Below are 22,337 nucleotides of genomic sequence, written 5' to 3'. Positions count from 1 at the left end.
CCGCACGCAAGGGGATGGAGAGCCGGGCTCAGACCATGCTGGGGTCTGGCTCCAGCCCCATCAGCTCGCGGCCGAGGATTTGCGCGCAAACATCGTAGTCGGTGTAGGCATGGGCGCCGGTCATGTGGGAGTCGCGGAACAGGCGCTGCATTTCGTTGTTCTCGAACCAACTGGTACCGCCGGCGGCCTCGAACAGACGGTCCACGGCCTGGATGCACATCTTCACCGCGTAGGCCTGGTTGGTGCGCCAGAAGGCCAGGGTCTCACGGCTCGGGTACTGGTGGCGCTCACCGTGTTCGGCGTGCTCCTGCCAGGTCTTTTCCAGGAAGGCGCGGGCGGCGGCGACCTGGTGGGTGGATTCGGCCAGGCGCATCAGCGCCGGCGTGGCGGTTCCCACACTCACGCCGGTATAGGCGCGCACGCGGTTCTTCGTTTTCTCCTTGTAAGCCTCCAGCATGCGCTCGGCGATGCCCAGGCTGATGGCAGCAAAGCCGCTGGCAAAGTACGGACGGTAGGGTGCGTAGAAGATCTTGCTGTCCGGGTACAGGCCGAAGCCGTCGGAACGGCCCTCCATCATGTCCTTGGCCGCCTGGATGCGGTAGTTCGGCACGAAGGCGTCCCTGATGATCAGCGTCTTGGTTCCGCTGCCCTTCATGCCGGCGGCGTACCAGTCGTCGCGGATCTCGTAGTCGCTGCGCGGCAGTACGGCGAAGCAGTAGACCAGTTCGCCTTCGGTGCTCTTGCGGCGGCAGCCGACGATGGCCCACTCGGCATGGTCGCTACCACTGCTCCAGCCCATTTCGCCGCTGAACAGAACCCCGCCCTCGACCTCTTCCACCTTGCCGAATGGTGCGATGGAGCTGCTGGCAGTGGCGTCGGAATCCTCGCCCCAGACTTCCTCCTGCAGGCGTGCGGAGAACATCGCCAACTGATGGCTGTGGGTACACAGCAAACTGAAGGCCCAGGCAGTGCTGGCGCAGGCACCGGCCAGGGCAACCACGCAATCGGCGAACTCCGGCAGGGAGATTTCCATGCCGCCGTACTTCTTCGGTTGCAGCGCGCGGTGCAGGCCAATGCCCTTGAGGATGGCGATGTTCTCGTCCGGGACCTTGCGAAGCTGCTCGGCCCTGGCGGCGTTGGCTGCGATGGCCGGCAGGATCGCCCTGAGGTCATCGAGCAGTGGATTTGGCTTTTTCATGTCGAGGCCCTGCTTATTGTTAGTACTTGGAAAAGGCCAGGCGGATGGCTCATCTCGATGCGTAACGGCACGAGACGCCGGAGCCTGAAACGGGTAACCGAAGTGAATGCAGGGCGATTATGGGACGGGGCGTAGGCCCCAAAAATGGACGTTACGGTCTCTCGATTGCACTTTTCATGGCGCGCCGGGTGCATTGCACACCCGGCATATCCCCTAGGATGCCGTTGGTGCGATCAGGGCTTGATCTGCTTCAACTCGTTGAGCAATTCGAAGAGCTGCTTGAGCTTCGCCTCGCCGAACTGATCCTGGATCTTCTGGTAATTGGCTTCCATCCCCGAGCTCATGGAGACAAAGCACTGCTGGCCCTTTTCGGTGAGGTTCACCAACACACGGCGCTGGTCTTGCGGGGCCTTGCGGCGCACCACCATGCCATCACGCTCCAGACGCGCCAGCACGCCGGTCATGCTCGGCTTGAGGATGCAGGCAAGGTCGGCAAGCTGGTAACTCTCCAGTTCACCGTGCTGGCGCAGCAGGCGGATCACCCGCCATTGCTGTTCGGTCAGGTCGTGCTGGTTGAGCAGGGGACGGAAGAAACTCATGGTCGCTTCGCGCGCCTGCAACAGGGTGAGGGTCAGGGAGGGGCGGGTTTCGGGCATGGCGGCTGTGGTCCGGGAAGTATCGTGAATATTTTAACGAAAATATCCCCGGCACTGCAGCCCGGCAAGTGGAGCGGGCGGACGTCCGACGTCCGCCCGTTGACGCATCAGGCCTCTTCGAAGCTCAGTTCAGGTGGTTGGCGTCGGAAGCCACCGGTCAACCAGCCGAGGTAGATCACCCCCAGCGCCAGCCAGGAGAGGCCGAGGATGATTGCCAGGTGGTCCAGGCTGACCATCAGCCAGAGGGTCGCCACCATACCTGTCAGCGGGAACAGCAGGAACTGCACCAGCTCGCGCGGGCCGCGGCGATCACCGTTGAGCCAGTAGTGGAATATCACCGATAGGTTCACCAGGGTGAATGCCAGGAAGGCGCCGAAGTTGATGAAGGACGTGGACGTGGTCACGTCCATCTGCAGCGCCAGCAGGGCTACCACGCCACACAGCACGATGCTCCCAACCGGCGTGCCGAAGCGCTCGCTCAGGCGACCGAACAGGGATGGCGGCAGCACGCCGTCGCGCCCCATGGCGAACAGCAGGCGCGAGGCGCTGGCCTGGGCCGACAGGCCCGAGGTGAACTGCCCGACGATCAGGCCAATGAGGAAGATCGAGACGAACACATCGCCGCCGATGTTGCGGGCAATTTCGTAGGCCGCCGAATCGGCGCTCTGGAACTCGGTCGACGGGTGCGCCAGCTGCACGAAGTACGAGGTGGTGATAAAGATCAGCCCGCCGATCAGGGTAATCAGCAGGATTGCCTTGGGGATGGTGCGACGCGGGTCGCGGGTTTCCTCGGTCAGGGTGCTCACGGCATCGAAGCCGAGGAAGGAATAGCAGGCGATGGCCGCGCCGCTCATGATCAGCGGCAGCTGCATCCCCTCCTTGATGAAGGGGGCCAGCGACCACAGCGGCTTGCTCGCATCACCCAGCACGTAGTGCACGCAGAGCGCGACGAAGGCGACCAATACCAGGAACTGCACCAGCATCAGTGCGCCGTTGACGTTCTTCGCCAGGCGCAATCCCACCACATTGATCGCAGTGGTCACCCCGATGAACGCCAGCACCCAGACGGGCTGGGGCACATTGGGAAACGCCGAGTGCAGGTACGCCGCACCGATCAACCAGATGGCCATCGGCAAGAAGAGGTAATCCAGCAATACCGCCCAGCCGGCAAGGAACCCCAGTTTGGGGTTGATGGCCTTGCGGACATAACTGTAGGCCGAGCCGGCCACCGGGAAGGCAGCGGCCATCCGGGCATAGCTGAACGCAGTGAAGAGCATGGCCACGGAAGCCGCCACGTAGGCGGCCGGGACCACACCGCCAGTGGTGTCGGCGAGGATGCCGAAGGTGCCAAGAACGATGATCGGGGTCATGTAGGCGATGCCGAAAAGCACCACCGACCCCAGCGACAAGGTGCGCTGAAGATGAGCCATTACCGCTACTCCGAATTGTTGGTTGTTGTGACAGAGCCGAAGTCGGCGTGAAGCGGCCGCCCTGCGGATGGGGCGGCCAAAGGGGTCAGGAAATCAGCAGCTCGCGACGACCGTCTGCGTGGTCGATACGCTCGCCCGGCAGCACGAACCGGCGCTCGTCCAGATAGCGATAGTCGCGGCGCGCAGATTCGAGTCGGGTCATGTCCAGTTCTACGATCTGCCGGCACTCCTCCCGCCCGGCCTCGCAGAGCAGTTGGCCGAAGGGGTCGACCACCGCGCTGCCACCCGCGAACACCAGGCTGCCATCACCCTCGCCCACGCGGTTCACCATCACGGCGTATGCCTGGTTCTCCATGGCACGGGCCATGATCGCGGTACGGTGGGTGGGGCCATAGGGGTCCATGTTGCCATTGGTCACCAGGATCAGCTCTGCACCCAATTGGCCAAGGGCGCGGGCGCTCTCCGGAAACTCGATGTCGAAACAGATCAGGATGCCGACGCGAATGCCTTTCCACAGCGCGGTGGCGTAACGGTCCCCGGGCGTGAAGATGCCGCGATCCGATGCCCACAAGTGAGTCTTGCGATAGCGCAGGGCGATGCCGTCCGGTGTGATCAGCAGCGTGGTGTTGTAGAAGGTTCCGGCATCGTTCTCCGCCACTCCGACGACCACCGCCACATTGCGCTCACGCGCAGCGCGCTGGACGGCCTGCACGCTGGGGCCATCCAGCGGCTCGGCAACGGCGGCGACGTTGGCTTCGGTGGGGAAACCCATCAATTGGGTTTCCGGAAAAACCACCAGGTCCGTACCCGGAGCACAGGCGGAGATGGCCTGGAGGGTACGTTCGAGGTTGTAGGCAGTGTCGCCGTCACGGCCGGCGAGTTGGACGAGTTCGACCTTCATGGGTGCTCCTGGTTCTTGTCAGCGGGCGAGCAGACGTCAGAATGCTCTGCACCCGCCCTGGCATGTCCGGAGTATGGAACGCGACAGGGCCTGGAGTAATTACGCGGGTGTGGTAACCCATCGGGGGTAGAAACATGAGTCTTACCTTGCAGGACATCGCCTGGCACCAGTCCGTCGGGCGGTTGATCGAACAGCTCGATCGCCCAGGCTTCTGGATCGCCCTGGTTCGCCAGCTGGAGCAGTACGTGTCTTTCGATAGCTGGGTCGCCCTGCTCTTCAGTCATGGACGCCCCCAGGTGCTCGCCGAATGTCCGGGCGCGGATGGCGGACCCGACCCGCTGTTCCAGGATTACCTGCGCGGCCTTTACCTGCTGGACCCCTTCTACATCGCCAGCCGCGAGCACAACACCGGCGGCCTGTTCCGTCTCGCTGACGTGGCGCCGGAATGCTTCGAGCAGACCGATTACTACCAGCGCTACTTCCGGCTCAACGTCGTAGCCGACGAGGTGCAGCTGAACGTGCCGCTCGATGGCGGGCGGACGCTATGCCTTTCGTTGGGCTCGCGGCAGCGCTTCAGCCCGGAGCAAATCGCCTTGCTCGGCCTGATCCAGCCCTGGGTTGCCGGTCTGATGCGCCAGCGCCTGGCTTTCGAGCAAGAGCTGATGGCCAACCCGCCTCCACCCGCCCCAGCTTGGCAGGAACAGCTGGAAGCCGCCGGCCAGAAGGTAGAAAGCGCCCTGACCGCCCGCGAACTGGAGGTCGGCCGCCTGATGCTGAGCGGCTGTTCGAGCAAGGAGATCGCACGCAAGCTGGATATCTCCGCCGAGACGGTGAAGGTCCACCGCAAGCACATCTACAGCAAGCTGGGGATCAAGTCTCAGTCGGAGCTGTTCCGCCTGTTCCTGAAGGCGCAGGAGGGGTAAGCGGGCTCGGTATTCTGCTTGCAGAGTGATAATTCGGTTTGATGAATGACATCCTGCCAATCAACCGTTACTGCAACCCTGGCCAAAAACCACATATTCCAGGCGATGAACTTTGCCCTGATGATCTTCGTAGGTCATATAGGCCGGAACCACGCCGCAGACATCGGAAATTTCACTTCGAGAAAGAACTTTGGCGATATCAAGTTCCATCCCGTAGTGATACTGCTCGATCACGGGTTCCCCGGCGACAGTGGATTCTGCCGGCTCTTCAGCCAAGGCGAAGGCAGACATGCCGGCAAGAACCAGCAAGGCAAGAGCTTTCATTGGATTGTTTCCCGAGTGCTTGGAGTTTGGAACTTCGGCCAGCTCTCCACGAACTGGCCGAAGGTACAGCGCAACACCTTTCGGTGATGTTTACGGCAGCAAGTGCCTCATCGTGGGAGGCGGGATAATTTTAATATTCGGGAAACTTCACAAACAGCGCCGGATACAACAAGGACTGTTTACTGTGCGAACAGCAATCCATCGAGCCAGCCGGTAGTTTCCGGCCTGGCGCCCTTCTCCCCTATCACCACGGTGCAGGTCATGCCGGCAGCCAGCAGCACGCCTTCGGGAACCTCGTCCAGGTGGATGCGCACCGGCACCCGCTGGGCCAGTCGCACCCAGTTGAACGTCGGGTTCACGTCGGCGATCAGCTCGCGGCTTTCCGGGTTATCGCGGTCGTAGATGCCACGGGCGATGCTGTCCACTCGCCCGGTGAGGCGCTCGCCGCTCATCAGCCTGAGTTCGGCAAGATCCCCTACCTTGATGCGTGGCAGGCGGGTCTCTTCGAAGTAGCCGTTGACGTAGTAGGACTGCTCGTCCACCAGGGCCATGCTGGCTTCGCCGCGCTCGGCGAAGTCGCCCTTGTAGACGTTGAGGTTGGTGATATGCCCAGCCACCGGCGCCCGGACTTCGGTTCGCGCCAGGTTGAGCTTGGCGGCATCCAGGGCGGAGACAGCCTCCTGGTATTCAGCCAGGGCGGCGGCGGCCAGGTGGCCGGCGTCTTCGCGGCTCTCGCGGGATACCACCAGGTCGTCCATCTCGGCGCGGCGGTCGGCATTGACCTTGCGCATGGCGAGCGCCGCCTTGCGGGCCGCCACCAGGGCTTCGGCCTGCTCCACTACTACTGCGTAGTGGGACGGGTCGATGCGCAACAGCAGGTCACCGGCCTCTACCTGCTGGTTGTCGCGTACCGGCACGTCCACCACCAGGCCGGCCACGTCCGGGGCGATGTTGATCACATCGGCGCGCACGCGACCGTCGCGGGTCCAGGGCGAGTCCATGTAGTGCTGCCAGAGGGTGCGCACCAGCACGACCGCCAGCGCGAGGATGAGCAGGGTCGCGCCGACACTGATGATTCGTTTCAGGGACATGGAAGCCTCAACGGTAGATGGTCAGCGCCAGGGCGCCATACAGGCAGGTGAACAGGCCGACACGGAGCAGCGCCGGGTGCCAGGCGTGGCGGTAGAGGCCACACCAGGCGAACAGTCGATCCAGCGCCCAGCCGAGCAGGAACGCCACCAGGAACAAAAGGGTCAGGCTCGGCAGGTAGACACCGTGCAGTGCGATTTCACGCGGCATGGACGGTTCCTTGCGGATACGTCGTCGCTGCATCGCCGCCCAGCGGATTCTGAGGGTCCAGCAGCGAAGTACGGATGAAGTGCAGGTAACTCTGCAAGCGTCGCAGGGGCGAGGTTTCGAACTGCGGCGCGCATGGCTCGGCGGTGCTGCGCACGCTGTCGATGGCCTGTTCCACGGCGAACAGAGCGCGCTGGCGGTTGGTTTCCGAAGGCTGGATGAACAGCCGGATCAGTGCCCGGCCCATGGCACGGATGGCATTGCGCCAGGGCATGGATTCGGCATAGCAGGAGAGCGCCGGCAGGCGCGCCTGCTCCAGGCGCATCTCGATCACTGCATGCCCCACTTCCTGCACCAGGAACATCCAGCGCAGCAACTGGCGCTGCACGTCCGGGCGTCCGGCGGAATACAGGTAGGCCTGATTCAACAGGTCGCGGGTGCCGCTTTCGAAACCGGACACCAGCCCCTTCATCCGACCGCTCACGGCACGCACCACGCACATGCGCAGGTCGCGCTCCAGGCGCCGCCACAGCCAGGGCCGGTTGGGCGGCAGTAGCACCGCGGCGGCCGCGGTCGCCAGCGCCATGGAAATCACCGAGGCCAGGTATTCGTTGAGCACCCGGTGCGGGTCGAACAGTGTCTGGTTGGCCGGCATGGAGTTCATGCAGAACCAGATCAGCAGGCCCAGCCCGGCACCTGCCAGTTGCGGTCGCGCCAGCAGGTAGGCACCCAGCGCGACGACCGGCGCCAGGGCACAGCAGAGCAACGCGAAGCCGTCGATCTCGGGCAGGACACGGAAAGTCATGAAGATGCCCAGGCAAGCGCCCGCGCTGGCACCCAGGGTGAGTTGCAGTGAAAGGCGCCGAGGATTGGACGAGGATGATGCCAGCGCCGAAACCATGCCGATGGTCATGGCGAAGGTACCGCCGCTGGGCCAGGCGGTGGCCATCCAGAAGGCGCCGAGCAGCAGGATCAGCAGGCTGCTGCGCAGTCCCGCCACGGCCGCAGCCACGGCGTTGGCGCGGGGTCGGAAGCTTTCTTTCCACTGCTCGCGGGCATGGTGGTCATCCAACAGCGAGGCATGGGTCTGAGCGTAGCTGTGCAGGTCATCGGCAAAGCGGTAGAGCAGCTCGGCAGCCGTGTCGTAATCCAGGCTCTGGGCTTCACTGGGCTGCTGCACGGCAAGCTGCGCGCGACCGCTACGGATCAACTGCATCAGCTCTTGCTTGCAGGCCTCCAGGCGGATGGCGAGTTGGGCCGCGTCAGCCTCGCTGCTCAGGCGGTCACGCAGCGGCGCGAGCAGCCGTGAAACTTCCGCGAGGCAAGGCTGCAAAGCGTCGAGCACCATGCTCCCGTAGGAGCCAGCTCTGCTAGCGAACTCCATCGACTCCGAGCCTTCGCGAGCAGAGCTCGCTCCCACCTCTGGTGCAGGCGAGTTGGCCAGGCGCCGCAGCAACTGGTGCAGGCCATGGAAACGGGTGGAAAGCACCATGAATTCGTTGTTCAGGCGCGCCAGGCGCCCACTGCGCATGCGCATGTGCGGATCTTCGAAGGCGGTGGCGTTACGCATGTTCTCGAGATTCACGGCGGCGGCCGCAAAGCGCGCGTTGCTGGCATCAAAGCGTCCGGTATCGAGGCCGCCGGCCAGCCCTTCGCAGGCGAAAGCGGCGAAGTCGCGGAAACGTCCATGCAAGGTGTTGCGCAGGTCGGTACTGGTGCTCTGCGGCAGGATCAGGCCGTTGACCAGGCCGGTGCAAAGAATGCCCAGGCTGATCTCCAGGACCCGCCAGAGCGCGAGCATGAAGGCATCGTCCGGGTGCGAGGTGGCCGGCAGGCCGATCATCACCGCCGTGTAGCCCGCCAGTACGCATGCGTAGCCACGGAAATCCCGGTAGCGCGCGGCTCCGGCCGTGCACAGGCCGATCCAGATGGCCAGGCAGAGCATGAACAGCACCCGCTCCTGATTGAACAGGGCGATCAGCGCCACCATCACGGCCACCCCCAGCAAGGTGCCGATGATGCGGTAGAAGCTCTTGGCCAGGACCTGTCCGCTCTGCGGCTGCATGACGATGAACACGGTCACCAGCACGGTGCCCGGTTGCGGCAGTTCCAGGCGATAGGCCAGCCAGAGGGCGAGGAAGGCGGTGAGCAGGGCCTTGAAGATGAAGGCCCAGGTCAGGCCGTCACTGCGCGCCCAATCGACCAGCGCGCGGTTGAAGGTTCGAACCATGTCGGGTCCTCAGGACTTGGGGAGAAAACGCAGGCGAGGTTCCTGCGGCGCCAGCGTTGCGGCGTCGGGGCCGCCGGGCTCGGGCAGCACACCGCCACCAAGGGCCAGCAGCAGGTCGGCCTGGGCGCCGAGCAATTCCGCGCGTACCTGCTGTTGCCGGAGCTGGCGCTGGAACAGGACGGGTTGGGTTTCCAGCACGGCGTCGAAGCCGGTGAGGCCGCGCTTCTGCGCCAGCAGCGCGAGGTCGCAGGTCTTTTGCGCGGCAGCCACCGCTTCAGCAGCGAGTGCCTGCTGCTGGTGCAGCGACCTGATGCGCACCAGGGCATCGGCCACCTGTTGCAGCGCACCGATCAAAGTCCGGTTGTACTGCTCCACCGCAATGTCGTACTCGGCGGCGGCAGCGCCCAACTGGCCACGGCGTAGCCCACCATCAAACACCGGCAGGCTGAGGGCCGGGCCAAGGTTGTAGGTGAGCTTGTCGTAGCGCAGGAAATCCAGCACGCCGCCCTGGGTGGCATTGGTGCCGATACCGCCCAGCAGGTTGACGTTGGGGTAGAAGCCCGCCTTGGCGACCTCGATGCCGCGCGCCTGCGCCGCCACCTGCCAGCGGCTGGCGACCAGGTCCGGTCGACGACCGAGTAGTTCCAGCGGCAGTTGCGCGGGAAGGCCGGGCAGCTGTTGCAGATCGAGCGTCGGACGCTGCAGGTGCTCGCCCTCCCCCGGCCCCTTGCCGGCCAGGGCGGCAAGCTGGTTGCGGGCAAGGTCGATGGATTCATCCAGGGCGTCAATCTGCCGGTGGGACTCCGGCAATGGCGCTTCGGCACGACTGACTTCCAGGCGGGTGCCGATACCGTCGCGCAGGCGCTGTTCGGCCAACCGCAGGATTTGTTCCTGCTGTGCAAGAGCGGCCTGGGCTATGTCCTGTTGCGCATGCAAGAGGGCCAGGCGGACGTAGCTGCGCATCAGGTTGCCCTGAAGCTCCAGCGCCGCCAGGCGCCCTTCGGCCACCGCCATTCGGGCCCGGTCCAGCGCCTGGTGACTGCGGCTACGCTCGCGGCCCCAGAGGTCGAGGTCGTAGGAGAAGCCCAGCAGGCTGGCGTTGTTCCAGCTGGTGCTGCGGGCAAGATCGCCGGGACCATAGAAGTTGTCAGCCGGCCAGCGCTTGCGCTGCAGATTGGTATCGAAGGCGACCTGGGGCTGTTCAGCGGACTCCACCACCCCGGCCAGCGCCCGGGCCTTGCGCACACGGGCAGCGGCAATGGCCAGGCTGGGGCTGCCGGCAAGCGCCTGCTCCATCCAGGCGTCCAGCTGCGGGTCGCCATAGGCGCGCCACCATTGGGTGTCGGGCCAGGCGGCGTCACGCTCGGCGCGCCGAATGGCCGAGCCGGGGTCCAGTTGGGCAGCATCCAGGCGTTCTGCCTGGGGCGCTATGCCCTGACTATCGATACAAGCGGAGAGGAACGAAATGGCGGCGAACAGACTGGCGCGGGCGAAACCGGACCAAGGATTGCGGTGCACTGCGGCATATCCTGAATGCTGGGTAGCCAGGGACAGGGCCTGGATCGGCGGCGATTCTAGGGGCAGCCAGGGTGAAGGATAAGGCGACGGATAGATGAAGGATTGTGTACTGAATCAGCCATAATCCGGGGACATACTTCGTGACAAAATTTGCCTCCCTTCCGGGCCAGGACCCTCCATGGACATCCTCTTCAACATGCGCGCCTTCGTCTGTGTGGCGGAAACCGGCAGCTTCACCGCCGCTGCCCAGCGCATGGATCTCACGACCTCATACATCTCCCGCGCAGTCGCCACTCTCGAAACCCACCTGCGCACGCGCCTGCTGCACCGCACTACACGCCGCATCGCCCTGACCGAGGCCGGTCAGCGCTACCTGCTGCGCTGCGAACAGATCCTTGGCTACATCGAAGAAGCCGAGGCCGAGGCCAGCGAGGCCCATGCGCGCCCGGTGGGCAACCTGAAGGTGCATGCCATGACCGGCATCGGTCAGCACTACCTGATCAAGGCGATCGCCGGATACAGCGAGAAGTACCCGGACGTGAGCTTCGACCTGACCCTGGCCAACCGCACCACCGATATCCTCGACGAGGGGTACGACATCTCCGTGGTGATCGCCCAGGAACTGCCGGACTCGGGCTTCATTTCCAAGCAGCTCGGCACCACCTACAGCGTGCTTTGCGCTTCCCCCGGCTACATCGAGAAGCATGGGGCGCCGCGCATGCCTTCGGAGCTGTCGAAGCACCGCTGCCTGCGCCTGGTTAACAATGTGATGTCCCTGGACAAGTGGCTGTTCGAAGGCTCCGACGGACAGGAGATGGTCAGCGTCAACCAGACGCCCTTCCAGGTGAATACGGCCGATGCCATGACCGAAGCCATCAGGGCCGGGATAGGTGTGGGCGTGGTGCCGGTGTACTCGGCCATCAGCGGCCTGAAGGACGGCAGCCTCGTCCGCGTGCTGCCCAACCACAGCCTCTTCCCCCTCGGCATCTACGCGCTCTATCCGTCGCGACAGTTCCTCGATGCGAAGATCCGTACCTGGGTCGAGTTCCTTCGCGAGTTCCTGCCGGAGCGGGTCGCGGCGGACGAGAAGGCGGTGGCGGAGTACAGCTTGCGATTGGGGGTGCGTTAGCGACGGCCTTGTCAGCGTTAGCGATTGCCAATCTGCGCCAGCCTGAGGAAACCCTCTTCCGAACGCGGCCCGCCCCCTCTCCCGCAGCCAGGCGAAGGGTGACTCGCGCTAGCGAGGCCCTTGCCATCCTGAAGCCGAAACGTGCCTGATAGTGAGCAACAGAGGCGGGGCAACGACTCCGCCCCTTCAGCAGGCCGAGCGGAATCGTTGCGGAGGAGGACGAGCGGCATGGATGCCGCGAGAGGCGAGTGGGGCCATGGAGCCCCCTCGCACCGCGCCCCCGGCGCAACGATGAAGGGAGGGAACCCCGGCGAAGCCGGGGCCGAATGCAGGGGCAAGTTTTTTGCTTCCTTTTCAACGTTTGGAAAAGGGACTTACCTGGGAAGGCGAAACCAAAAATATCCGCAGAATTCGGTCAGCAGCTTGGCTCAGCGGGTTCTGGAAACTACTTGCCGTACCCCTTCACCGCTTCCAGCCAGACCGGATCGAGGCGGTTCTGCTCCACCGGCAGTCCTTGCACTTCCATCGCTTCTCGGTGCCGGTCGATCTCGTGCACATGGTGGCTGAGGTCGGCGCTGTTGCCATCCAGTTGGTGCATCTGTGTCAGGCCCAGGTGGTAGAAGCGCAGCAGCTTCATCGCTGCCGGATCGCCGGCCGCCACCCCTGCCTTGACCTTGTGCATGACATTGGTCACGCGCATCAGATTGCGCTTGAGCTGCCAGCCGTAGACGGCCGGAGCCATCCACGGGCGTGGCCAGAGCTGAAGGCGCACGAAGGCGACGGTGAGCGCCAGGCCGGCCAGCACACCAATCAGGTTCCAGCGGAAATTGTCGCCACCAGGCGTACCAAACACCTGCACGCAAAAAGTGGACAACAGCAGCGCCAGGGCAATGAACAGGCCTGCGATGACCAGGGTGATGCGCTGGGTCTGCTGGCGATATTGCTCGGGGATCATCGGACGTATTTCGAAGGGCTCGCTCATCACGCTTCTACCTGGCTCCACTGTTTATTAAGACGCTTATCGGATACCGCCATCTTCGTGCCCAACTGCTGGGCGAACAGCGATACGCGGTATTCCTCCAGCATCCAGCGATAGAGCACCAGCTCCGGATCACGCTTACCCTCCTGGGCGTGCTTGGCCAGGCGGGCCTGGTACTGCTCCCAGTAGCCAGCCAACTCGCCGGACCAGACACGGTCACGTTGCAGTTGTGCGGCAATCTTGTCGAAGCGCTGCTCGATGGCCTTGAGGTAACGCGGCAGTTCCTTCAGCCACTCCGCCGGGGTTTCGCGAACGAAGCCCGGATAGACGAGATTACCCAGTTGCGCCTTGATGTCGTTGAGCGCCACTGCCTGCGCCAGGTCGATCCGGCCCTTGAAACGCTTCTGCAGGGCATGCCAGAGCTTGAGGATGTCCAGAGTCAGTCGCGCCAGCCGCTCGGCGTGCTCGGCCCAGGCGCCGCGTTTCTTCTCGGCGAGCGAGGCCAGGGCCGCGCCATCACGGGGCAGGTTGGCTTCGCCATCGAGGATGCAGCTGTCCAGACTGGCCAGGAGGATGTCCTCCACCAGCGCGTCGACACGTCCCATGTCGCGGTACAGCAGGCCAAGTTCGGTAAGACCCGGCAGCTTGCCACGGAGGAACTTGGCGCTTTCGCCAAGCTGCTGCAGCAATAGGCGCTGCAGCGCGCGGCGATGCTGCCACTCGGCTTCGGCCTGGGTCGGGAAGCGGCTTTCCTTGACGGTGCCGCCCTCCTCTACCAGTGCCGGGTACACCGTCATGGAAAGACCGGCGACCTTTTGCTGGGTTTTCTCCGCGACCTGGGCGAAGCCCTTGGCTTCCACCGGCTTCTGTTCCTTCTGCGCCTGCGGAATGGCCAGGGCAGCCTGGCTGGCTTCGGCGAAGCGCGCGGTGATCTCGGCCAGTTCACGGCCTTCACCAAGGAACTTGCCGCGGGCGTCCACCACTTCGAGGTTCATCTTCAGGTGGCCTTCCAGCTGGGCAGCCGCCTCGACCCAGGCCTCTTCCGGCACGCGAGCACCGGTCATCCGCTGCAGCTCACGGCCGAGCGCTTCCGGCAACGAGCCTTGGGCGAACACCAATTTGGCCAAGGCCGCTTTCACGAAGTCCGGCACCGGCACGAAGTTCTTGCGGATGGCCTTGGGCAGGTTGCGCACCAGCGCCACGCACTTGGTTTCCAGCAGGCCGGGCACCAACCACTCAAGGCGCTCCGGCGGCAGCTGCGGCAGAAGCGGCGCGGGCACTCGCAGGGTCACGCCGTCACGGACGTGGCCGGGCTCGAAGTGGTAGGACAGCGGCAGTTCCAGTTCGCCCAGACGTAGTTTGTCCGGGTACTGCGCGGCGGTGACTTCACTGGCTTCGCGGGCCAGCACGTCTTCTTCGCGCATGATCAGCAGGTTCGGATTCTTCGCCCGCTCGCGCTCATACCAGCTATCAAAGCTGGCCGTCTGGTAGAGGTCTGCCGGTAGGCGCGCCGCGTAATAGGCGAAGAGGGTTTCTTCGTCGGCAAGGATGTCGCGGCGGCGTGCCTTGGCTTCCAGTTCGTCCAGCCGCTCCAGCAATTGGCGGTTGGCGGTCAGGCACTTCGCCTTGCTGTTGATCTCGCCACGTACCAGGCCTTCGCGAATGAACAACTCGCGGGAGACCTCCGGGTCCACCGGGCCGTAGTGCACAGCGCGACGGCCAACGATGATCAGGCCGTAGAGGGTGATCTGCTCGAAGGCCACGACCTGTCCGCGACGTTTCTCCCAATGGGGCTCCAGGTGATTCTTCTTCACCAGATGACCGGCCAGTGGCTCCAGCCAGTCCGGTTCGATCTTGGCCACCATGCGCGCGAACAGCTTGGTGGTTTCCACCAGTTCGGCGGCCATGATCCACTGCGGGCGCTTCTTCGCGATTGCGGTACCGGGGTGGATCCAGAAACGCCGTTGGCGGGCGCCCAGGTAGTCGCCGTCCTCGGTCTTCTGGCCGATCTGGCTCAGCAGGCCGCAGAGAATCGCCTTGTGCACCTTGGCGTAGTCGATGCTGCGTTCGGGCGTCTCCGCCTTGTGGGAGCCCCCTTGCTGGCGAACGGCGGAATCCTTCCGCGCCTTGCCAGATTCGCCAGCAAGCTGGCTCCTGCCGGCCTCGGGGAAGAGCTTCAGCTCACGGCAGATCAGCACCAGCTGGCGGTGGGCGTCACGCCATTCGCGCAGGCGCAGGTAGTTGAGGAAATTCTTCCGGCACCAGGTGCGCAGGGCGTTGGAGCCCAGCGCCTGGCGCTGTTCCTCGAAGCCGCGCCAGAGGTTGATAAGGGCAGCGAAATCGGAGTCAACATCCTTCCACTGGGCATGCGCCTGGTCGGCGGCCTGCTGGCGCTCCAGGGGGCGTTCACGCGGGTCCTGCACCGACAGCGCGGCCGTGATCACCAGCACTTCGTCCAGGCTGCCCTGGCGAACGCCTTCCAGCACCATGCGACCGAGGCGCGGGTCGATGGGCAGGCGCGCCAACTGGCGGCCGATGGGCGTGAGCTGGCACTCGCGGTTCACCGCCGAGAGTTCCTGCAGCAGCGTGAAGCCGTCCTTGATGGCCTTGCCGTCCGGCGGCTCGATGAAGGGGAAGGCCTCGATATCGCCCAGGCGCAGGTGGAGCATCTGCAGGATCACCGCCGCGAGGTTGGTGCGCAGGATCTCCGGGTCGGTGAAGGCCGGGCGGGAGATGAAATCCTCCTCGCTGTACAGCCGCACGCAGATACCCGGTTCGACACGGCCACAGCGGCCCTTGCGCTGGTTCGCGCTGGCCTGGGACACCGCTTCCACCGGCAGGCGCTGGACCTTGGCGCGATAGCTGTAGCGGCTGATGCGCGCGGTGCCACTGTCGATCACATAGCGGATGCCCGGTACCGTCAGCGACGTTTCCGCGACGTTGGTGGAAAGCACGATCTTGCGGCCCGGCATGGGGGCAAAAATCTTCTGTTGCTCGGCCGGCGTCAGCCGCGCGTACAGCGGCAGAACCTCGGTGTGCCTGAGGTTGGCCTTGCGCAGCACTTCTGCGCAATCGCGGATTTCCCGTTCGCCAGGGAGGAACACCAGCACGTCGCCGGGGCGCTTGCCCACTTCGCGTTCATGGGCGGTGATCTCGTCCAGGGCACGGAGGATGCCCTGGTCCACGGACAGGTCGTCGAACAGTGCTTCGCCGTCTTCGTCCACCTCGGCGGCCAGCGGCCGGTACCAGGTATCCACCGGATAGGTGCGGCCGGAAACCTCGATGATCGGGGCATCGCCAAAATGCTTCGAGAAGCGCTCCAGGTCGATGGTGGCCGAGGTGATGATCAGCTTGAGGTCCGGGCGGCGTGGCAGCAGGGTCTTGAGGTAGCCAAGGAGGAAGTCGATGTTCAGGCTGCGCTCGTGGGCCTCGTCGACAATGATCGTGTCGTAGCGTTCGAGAAAGCGGTCATGCTGGGTTTCAGCCAGCAGGATGCCGTCGGTCATCAGCTTGATCAGGCTGCGCTCGTTGGACTGGTCCTCGAAACGCACCTGGTAGCCCACCAGCTCGCCGAGCGGGCTGCCGATCTCTTCCGCCACGCGTGTCGCCACGCTACGCGCCGCCAGCCGGCGTGGCTGGGTGTGGCCGATCAGACCGTGGGTGCCACGGCCGATTTCCAGGCAGATCTTCGGCAATTGGGTCGTCTTGCCCGAGCCGGTTTCACCCGCGATCACCAGCACCTGGTGCTTTTCCAGCGCCGCCTTGATCTCGTCGCGTTTGGCGGCAATGGGCAGGGCGTCGTCGTAGCGCATCACCGGCACACTGGCGCGCCGCGCCTCGACCCGCGCGATGGAAGCCTGGAAGCGCTCGGCCCACTGCGCCAGCTTGGCGTCGTCCGGATGCTTGCGCAGCTCGTGGAGCTGTCGGCGCAGGCGATGGCGGTCGGCGCCCATGGCCTGGTCGAGGCGTTTCAGGAGTTGTTCGGCGCTGGGAGATTGCTCGCTCATCGGTTCCGCTGATTCTGCTGTCGTTTTCGGCAAGGGCGGAATTGTCGCAGATTTCCCAGCAGGCTGGCGTCTGTGTAGGAGCGAGCTTGCTCGCGAAAGGATGCGCTCAAAAGCTTCGCGGGCAAGCCCGCTCCTACAGGGGCACCTCGGCTACCGCCTCGGGTTCACTGCGCGTATCGATGCTCGCCTCTACTGACATTCCCACGCGCAGCTGGCCAAGCAGGGGCTGGCCGGCATCCAGCACGACCTTCACCGGAATGCGTTGCACTACCTTGGTGAAGTTGCCGGTGGCGTTGTCCGGCGCGATGGCGGCGAAGGTCACGCCGGTTGCTGGCGCAATGCTTTCCACACGGCCACGCAGGGATTCGCCGGGAAAGGTATCCACCGCGATCTCCACCTCCTGCCCCGGGCGCACGTGAGTGAGCTGGGTTTCCTGGAAGTTGGCCACCACATAGGCACGCTCCAGCGGCACCACCGCCAACAGCGCATCGCCGGGTTTGACGAAGGCGCCGACGCGCACGGCGCGGCGGCCGACCATGCCATCGATGGGCGCCCGCAGCTCGGTATGGGAAAGGTCCAGCTCGGCCTGGCGCAATGCCGCCTGGGCGCTGGACAGTGCAGCCTGCGCAGCATCGCGTTCGGCAGTGAGTATGTCGGTCTGCTTGCGCGTGGCGAGCAACGCGGCGCTGTGTTCGGCCTGTCGCGCCAGCACGCTGTCGAAACGGCTGCGGGCCAACTGCGCGGCCTGCAGTGTGCCGGCACCACGTCCTACCAGTTTCTGGTAGCGCTCCAGTTCATGCTGGGCGAAGACACGCTCGGCGCGGTCAGCCTCCAGCGTCGCCTGGGCCTGTTCGATCAGCGAATCCTGCCGCTCCAGGGTGGCCCCGGCATTTTCCAGTTGCGCTTGGGCACTGGCGACTTTCGCCCGCGCGCCTTCCAGGGCGGCACGGTAGTCGCGGTCATCGATGCGAGCGAGCAGCTGTCCGGCCTTCACCATCTGGTTGTCCTCCACCAGCACCTCGCGGATGAAGCCTGGCACCTTCGGTGCCGCCAAGGTGAAGTCAGCGTGAACGAAGGCGTCGTTGGTGTACTGGTCGGTGCTTTCGCCCAGCAGGTGCCAGGTGCCCCAGGCCAGCAGGCCGGCGCCCACCAGCAGGGCGACCGGGATAACGGGTTTGAGAATGCGGGATTGGTTCATGATCGACTCCGGTCAGGTCGGGGCGCGCGGCGGATAGATGCGCGTGGGCACGAAGGGAATGATGAGGAGCAGTGCGACCGCCACGGCGGACATGCAGAGGTAGAGATCAGCGGATGTCAGCACCAGAGCCTGCAGATGCAGCCGGCGGGCGATTTCAACGCCTCCCTCGACCAGCGGGTTATTGCCCAGGCGGTCGACCAGTTGCGTCGAATGGAGATGCAGGCGCAGGGTCGCAAGCGCCTCCAGCACACCGCCGGCAAGCACCGCGGCGAATCCCTTGACCGTGTTGAACCAGGCCGAGGCGAAAGGTCCGTCGGTGGGCTTGATGCTGCCTGTGGACAACATCAGCAAGGGCAGCACCGCCATCGGCTGGCCGAAGATCTGCAGCGCCTGCACCAGATAGAAATCGTCGCGGATCCAGGCCGATGTCAGCTGCGAACCCAACCAGCAGGAACAGGCGAGCATGACCAGGCCGCAGGCGAGCACCCAGCGGCAATCGACCCAGCGCAGGTTGCACAGGGCCGCCACCAGCGGCAGCGCCAGCAGTTGCGGCAAGGCCACTACCAGCATGACCGGCGCGGTCTGCAACGGCCGATAGCCTTGCACCTGGGCCAGGTAGTTCGAGGGAATCATCACTGCCGCCAGCAGTACGAACAGCACCCCGCCCAGGGTGAACAGCGCAAAACTGAGGTTGCGCAGCTTGAGCAGTTGCAGCTTGAAGAACGGCAGTGGGTGCCTCCATTCGTTGAGCAGGAACAACACCAGCAACACGCTGCCGCCACCGAGCAGGACGCGGATCAAAGATGACTCGAACCAGTCCAGCCGCTCGCCCTGCACCAGGCCGACCACGAGCATGAACAGCGCGGGAAAGCCAAGCGCCAGGCCCCGCCAGTTGAACTGACGGAAACGCTCCAGGCGCAACGGGTCCTGGGGCAACCCCCAGGCCACAGCGGCCATGGCCAGCAAGCTCGTTGGAACGATCTGCCAGAAGGCCCAGCGCCAACCTACGAACTCCACCCAGAACGCGGCCAGCGGCGTACCGAGGCTGGGGCCGAAGGTCGCGGTGAGGGCGTAGCTGGCGAGGCCGTAGATCTTGATGTTGGCGGGGAGGAAGCGCAGCGCCACGGTCATCAGGATCGGCGGCAAGGCTCCGCCGGCGAGCCCCTGCAGGCCGCGCAGCCACATCAGACTCTGCAGGTTCGGCGCCAGCGGGCTCAAAAGCCCGAGCAGCATGAAGGCGGCGATGGCCCAGAGGGTGAAGCGACGCAGGGACAAGGTCACCGCGAACCAGGGCGCGAAGGCCATGGCGCAAACCGAGGGCGCCGCATAGAGCGCCACCAGCCAGGTCCCTTCGTCACGACCAATGCCCATGGCGCCGCGGATATCCGCCAGGGCGATCTTGATCACGTTTTCATTGAAGCCGGAGACCAGGACAGCCAGCAGGACGCCGAGCATCCCGACCACCAGGCGTGGGGTGAAGGGAGTAGCGACAGGCGCCGCCACAGGGCCTGCGACCGGCAGCGGCATGGCCAGGGAGGCGTTCATCTGGACGCCTTTCCGCCGGCGCGAGAGGTGGAGTAAACGGACATGACAGGTTACCGGATTGCAGGCACGAGACTGAGTCTATTTGTGCTCCTGCCATGCCGATAACTGCAATTATGCGAATGAATCAGTGCGTTATACGCACGTATCCCCACTAGCTGCGCAGGCCCTCTTCGCAGCAGCGCTTGATCAGGCGGCGCAGCCAGCGATGGGCTGAATCGTTGTCGAAACGCGGATGCCAGGACTGGCGAACCCGCACCGATTCCAGCGGCAAGGGAATCGCAAACGAGCGCAGTGGCAGGCCGAGCCGCTCACACACCGAGATCACCGGGTCGGGCATGGGGAGGATCAGATCGGAATCGTGCAGGGCCAGCACCGCCGAGAAGAAGCTCGGGGAGATCAGCCCGACTCGGCGTGAAAGCCCCCGATCAGCGAGCGCCTGGTCGATGGGCCCGCGCGCCAGGCCTCGGCGCGAAACGCTGATCTGGTCGAAGGCGGCAAAGCGCTCCGCTGTGATGGGTGCGTCGAAGATCGGATGCCCCTCGCGCACCAGGCCGTTGAAACGGCATTCGAACAGGCCCTGGGACTTGATCTCGGGCGTCAGCTTGTCGGAAGCGCCGACGATCAGGTCGATGCGGCCGGCGCGCATGGCATCGTCGTCGCCATCGATCTCCGGAACGAAGCGCAGCACCGCGCCGGGCGCTTCCTGGCGCATCAGCTCGAACAGCCGGCCGCCATAGCAGACCATGAAGATGTCATTAGTCCGCACGTTGAACTGTCGCGCAAGACTCGAAAGGTCCACATCACGGGCATGGAAAAGTCCGCTGGCCTGCTCCACCAGCTCACGCACCTGTTCGCGCAGTTCCAGTGCGCGTGGCGTAGGCACCAGGCCGCGCCCGGCACGCACCAGGATCGGGTCGCCCACCGCATCGCGAATGCGCGCCAGCGTTCGGCTCATGGCCGGCGCACTCAGGTGCATGCGCCGTGCGGCGCCGGCCACGCTGCCCTCGTCGAGCAGAACATCCAGGGCCACCAGCAGGTTGAGGTCGGGCAATGACATTGCCGGCTCCAGCGCAAAAGAGAGATCGCCAATGTAGCGACCGGCCCGAATGCCGTCGATGGGACGCCATGAACGACAAGGCCCCGCGAGTGCGGGGCCTTGTCAGGAGCGATGGGGATCAGGCCTGGGCCTTCTCCTGCTTCGCCTTGAGCTTCTTCAGCTCTTCGTCACGCAGTTCGCGGCGCAGGATCTTGCCAACGTTGGTGGTCGGCAGCGCGTCGCGGAACTCGATGGCGCGCGGCACCTTGTAACCGGTGACGTTGCTGCGCATGTGCTCCATCACCTGTTCCTTGGTCAGGCTGACGCCGGGCTTGGCGACCACGAACATCTTGATCGCCTCGCCGGACTTCTCGTCCGGCACGCCGATGGCGGCGCACTGCAGCACGCCCGGCAGGGTCGCCAGCACGTCTTCCAGTTCGTTCGGGTACACGTTGAAGCCGGACACCAGGATCATGTCCTTCTTGCGGTCGACGATGCGCATGAAGCCGTCTTCCTGGATCACCGCAACGTCGCCGGTCTTCAGCCAGCCGTCGGCATCGAGGATTTCGTCGGTGGCTTCCTGGCGCTGCCAGTAGCCCTTCATCACCTGCGGGCCCTTCACGCACAGCTCGCCGGGCGCGCCCAGGCCAACGTCGTTGCCTTCGTCGTCCACCACCTTGCACAGGGTAGAGGGCACCGGAATGCCGATGGTGCCGATCTGGATGCTCTGGAAGGGGTTCACCGATACCACCGGGCTGGTCTCGGTCATGCCATAGCCTTCGCAGATGGCGCAGCCGGTGACCTGTTTCCAGCGCTCGGCGGCGGCCAGTTGCAGGGCCATGCCGCCAGACAGGGTCAGCTTCAGCGCGGAGAAGTCCAGCTTGCGGAAGTCCTCGTTGTTGCACAGGGCAACGAACAGGGTGTTCAGGCCCACGAAGCCGGTGAACTTGTACTTCGCCAGCTCCTTGGTCATGGACGGCAGGTCGCGCGGGTTGGAAATGAGGATGTTGTGGTTGCCGGTCAGCATCATCGCCATGCAATGGAAGGTGAAGGCGTAGATGTGATAGAGCGGCAGCGGGGTGATGAGGATCTCGCAACCTTCGTTCAGGTTGGCGCCCATCAGCGCCTTGCATTGCAGCATGTTGGCGATCAGGTTGCGGTGGGTCAGCATCGCGCCCTTGGCCACGCCGGTGGTGCCGCCGGTGTACTGCAGCACGGCGATGTCGCTGCCCTGCGGGCTGGCTTCGTTGACGGCACGGCCACGGCCCTTGGCCAGGGCATCGTTGAGCTTGACTGCCTGGGGCAGGCTGAACGGCGGCACCATCTTCTTCACATGCTTGATCACGGCATTGACCAGCAGGCGCTTGAAGGTCGGCAGCAGGTCGCCGACTTCAGTGACGATGACGTGTCTCACGCCGGTCCTGGGCAGCACTTCTTCAGCCAGGTGAGCCATGTTGGCCAGGCAGACCAGGGCCTTGGCGCCGGAATCGTTGAACTGGTGCTCCATTTCCCGCGCGGTGTACAGCGGGTTGGTGTTGACCACGATCAGACCGGCACGCATGGCGCCGAAGACGACTACCGGGTACTGCAGGATGTTCGGCAGTTGCACGGCGATGCGGTCGCCAGGCTTGAGATCGGTGTGGTTCTGCAGGAAGGCGGCGAAGGCACCGGAAAGTTCGTAGAGCTCACCGTAGGTGAGGGTCTTGCCCAGGTTGCTGAATGCGGGCTTGTCGGCAAAGCGTTGGCAGGACTCCTTCAATACCGCCTGGACGTTGGGGTATTGGTCGGCATTGATCTCGGCAGGTACACCCGCTGGATATTTGTCCTTCCAGAAGTTATCGGTCATGGAGGCCCACTCCTAAGCAACAGCTGATTTCACTACCCTCCGAGGGGCAGTTGTTTGTTGTGTTCTGTGCAATTGTGCGCCCGTGCGGGCAAAAAAACGCGCCGAGATTAACAGCTTTGCC

At 64.5% G+C, this 22,337-nt stretch carries 17 protein-coding genes; 2 read left to right on the top strand and 15 right to left on the bottom strand.

Going from position 1 to position 22,337, the window contains the following annotated elements; all coding sequences use genetic code 11:
* Nucleotides 1-28: 28 nt before the first annotated feature.
* The 4 genes from SA496_RS05220 to SA496_RS05205 all read right to left on the bottom strand — a co-directional run bounded on the left by SA496_RS05220 (nucleotide 29) and on the right by SA496_RS05205 (nucleotide 4,185).
* Entirely contained in the window at nucleotides 29-1,198 is a 1,170-nt protein-coding gene (locus tag SA496_RS05220) for a p-hydroxyphenylacetate 3-hydroxylase oxygenase component (RefSeq protein ID WP_153917695.1), read from the bottom strand.
* A 233-nt stretch (nucleotides 1,199-1,431) separates the two neighbouring features.
* Entirely contained in the window at nucleotides 1,432-1,854 is a 423-nt protein-coding gene (gene hpaR, locus SA496_RS05215; protein ID WP_120652376.1) for a homoprotocatechuate degradation operon regulator HpaR, read from the bottom strand.
* A gap of 107 nt (nucleotides 1,855-1,961) precedes the next feature.
* On the bottom strand, nucleotides 1,962-3,284 hold the full coding sequence (locus SA496_RS05210; RefSeq protein ID WP_120652378.1) for an APC family permease: 1,323 nt from the start codon (nucleotides 3,282-3,284) through the stop codon (nucleotides 1,962-1,964).
* An 85-nt stretch (nucleotides 3,285-3,369) separates the two neighbouring features.
* Nucleotides 3,370-4,185, bottom strand: a complete 816-nt coding sequence (locus SA496_RS05205) for a carbon-nitrogen hydrolase family protein (protein ID WP_120652380.1) — start codon at nucleotides 4,183-4,185, stop codon at nucleotides 3,370-3,372.
* Nucleotides 4,186-4,319: 134 nt separating this feature from the next.
* Here SA496_RS05205 and SA496_RS05200 point away from each other — a divergent pair, with 134 nt between their 5' ends.
* Entirely contained in the window at nucleotides 4,320-5,108 is a 789-nt protein-coding gene (locus tag SA496_RS05200; protein ID WP_330115114.1) for a helix-turn-helix transcriptional regulator, read from the top strand.
* A gap of 60 nt (nucleotides 5,109-5,168) precedes the next feature.
* Here SA496_RS05200 and SA496_RS05195 read toward each other — a convergent pair whose 3' ends face one another.
* The 5 genes from SA496_RS05195 to SA496_RS05175 all read right to left on the bottom strand — a co-directional run bounded on the left by SA496_RS05195 (nucleotide 5,169) and on the right by SA496_RS05175 (nucleotide 10,476).
* The gene (locus tag SA496_RS05195; RefSeq protein ID WP_120652384.1) at nucleotides 5,169-5,432 is read right to left on the bottom strand and encodes a DUF2790 domain-containing protein; all 264 of its coding nucleotides are present in this window, start codon (nucleotides 5,430-5,432) and stop codon (nucleotides 5,169-5,171) included.
* Nucleotides 5,433-5,611: 179 nt separating this feature from the next.
* Nucleotides 5,612-6,523 carry an efflux RND transporter periplasmic adaptor subunit gene (locus SA496_RS05190; protein WP_120652386.1) on the bottom strand — a complete coding sequence of 304 codons (912 nt, stop codon included), beginning with the start codon at nucleotides 6,521-6,523 and terminating at the stop codon, nucleotides 5,612-5,614.
* Nucleotides 6,524-6,530: 7 nt separating this feature from the next.
* Nucleotides 6,531-6,731, bottom strand: coding sequence for a DUF1656 domain-containing protein (locus SA496_RS05185; RefSeq protein ID WP_120652388.1), 201 nt, complete (start codon nucleotides 6,729-6,731; stop codon nucleotides 6,531-6,533).
* Nucleotides 6,721-8,958, bottom strand: a complete 2,238-nt coding sequence (locus SA496_RS05180) for an FUSC family protein (protein ID WP_330115113.1) — start codon at nucleotides 8,956-8,958, stop codon at nucleotides 6,721-6,723. Before SA496_RS05180 ends, SA496_RS05185 begins: the two co-directional genes overlap by 11 nt.
* Nucleotides 8,959-8,967: 9 nt before the next feature.
* Nucleotides 8,968-10,476, bottom strand: a complete 1,509-nt coding sequence (locus tag SA496_RS05175) for an efflux transporter outer membrane subunit (protein WP_330115112.1) — start codon at nucleotides 10,474-10,476, stop codon at nucleotides 8,968-8,970.
* 178 nt (nucleotides 10,477-10,654) lie between these two features.
* On the opposite strand from SA496_RS05175, the gene SA496_RS05170 reads away from it, so the two are divergent.
* Nucleotides 10,655-11,605, top strand: a complete 951-nt coding sequence (locus SA496_RS05170) for a LysR family transcriptional regulator (RefSeq protein WP_330115111.1) — start codon at nucleotides 10,655-10,657, stop codon at nucleotides 11,603-11,605.
* Nucleotides 11,606-12,050: 445 nt separating this feature from the next.
* Here the strand turns inward: SA496_RS05170 and SA496_RS05165 are convergent, their stop codons facing one another.
* The 6 genes from SA496_RS05165 to fadD1 form a co-directional block, all read right to left on the bottom strand.
* Nucleotides 12,051-12,587 carry a DUF3087 domain-containing protein gene (locus tag SA496_RS05165; protein WP_330115110.1) on the bottom strand — a complete coding sequence of 179 codons (537 nt, stop codon included), beginning with the start codon at nucleotides 12,585-12,587 and terminating at the stop codon, nucleotides 12,051-12,053.
* Nucleotides 12,587-16,591, bottom strand: coding sequence for an ATP-dependent RNA helicase HrpA (gene hrpA / locus SA496_RS05160; protein ID WP_330115109.1), 4,005 nt, complete (start codon nucleotides 16,589-16,591; stop codon nucleotides 12,587-12,589). The genes SA496_RS05165 and hrpA overlap by 1 nt, the downstream gene beginning before the upstream one ends.
* Nucleotides 16,592-16,724: 133 nt before the next feature.
* Entirely contained in the window at nucleotides 16,725-17,789 is a 1,065-nt protein-coding gene (locus SA496_RS05155) for an HlyD family secretion protein (RefSeq protein ID WP_120652400.1), read from the bottom strand.
* A gap of 12 nt (nucleotides 17,790-17,801) precedes the next feature.
* On the bottom strand, nucleotides 17,802-19,334 hold the full coding sequence (locus SA496_RS05150; RefSeq protein ID WP_377673517.1) for an MFS transporter: 1,533 nt from the start codon (nucleotides 19,332-19,334) through the stop codon (nucleotides 17,802-17,804).
* Between the two features lie 151 nt (nucleotides 19,335-19,485).
* Nucleotides 19,486-20,391, bottom strand: a complete 906-nt coding sequence (locus tag SA496_RS05145) for a LysR family transcriptional regulator (RefSeq protein WP_153917561.1) — start codon at nucleotides 20,389-20,391, stop codon at nucleotides 19,486-19,488.
* Between the two features lie 118 nt (nucleotides 20,392-20,509).
* A complete protein-coding gene (gene fadD1, locus SA496_RS05140; protein ID WP_330115108.1) occupies nucleotides 20,510-22,216 on the bottom strand; it encodes a long-chain-fatty-acid--CoA ligase FadD1 in 1,707 nt (568 codons plus the stop codon).
* Nucleotides 22,217-22,337 lie beyond the last annotated feature (121 nt).

It is taken from the genome of Pseudomonas sp. JS3066 (genome assembly GCF_036328175.1).
Classification (GTDB): Bacteria; Pseudomonadota; Gammaproteobacteria; order Pseudomonadales; family Pseudomonadaceae; genus Metapseudomonas.
This window is presented reverse-complemented; position numbering and strand designations above follow the sequence as displayed.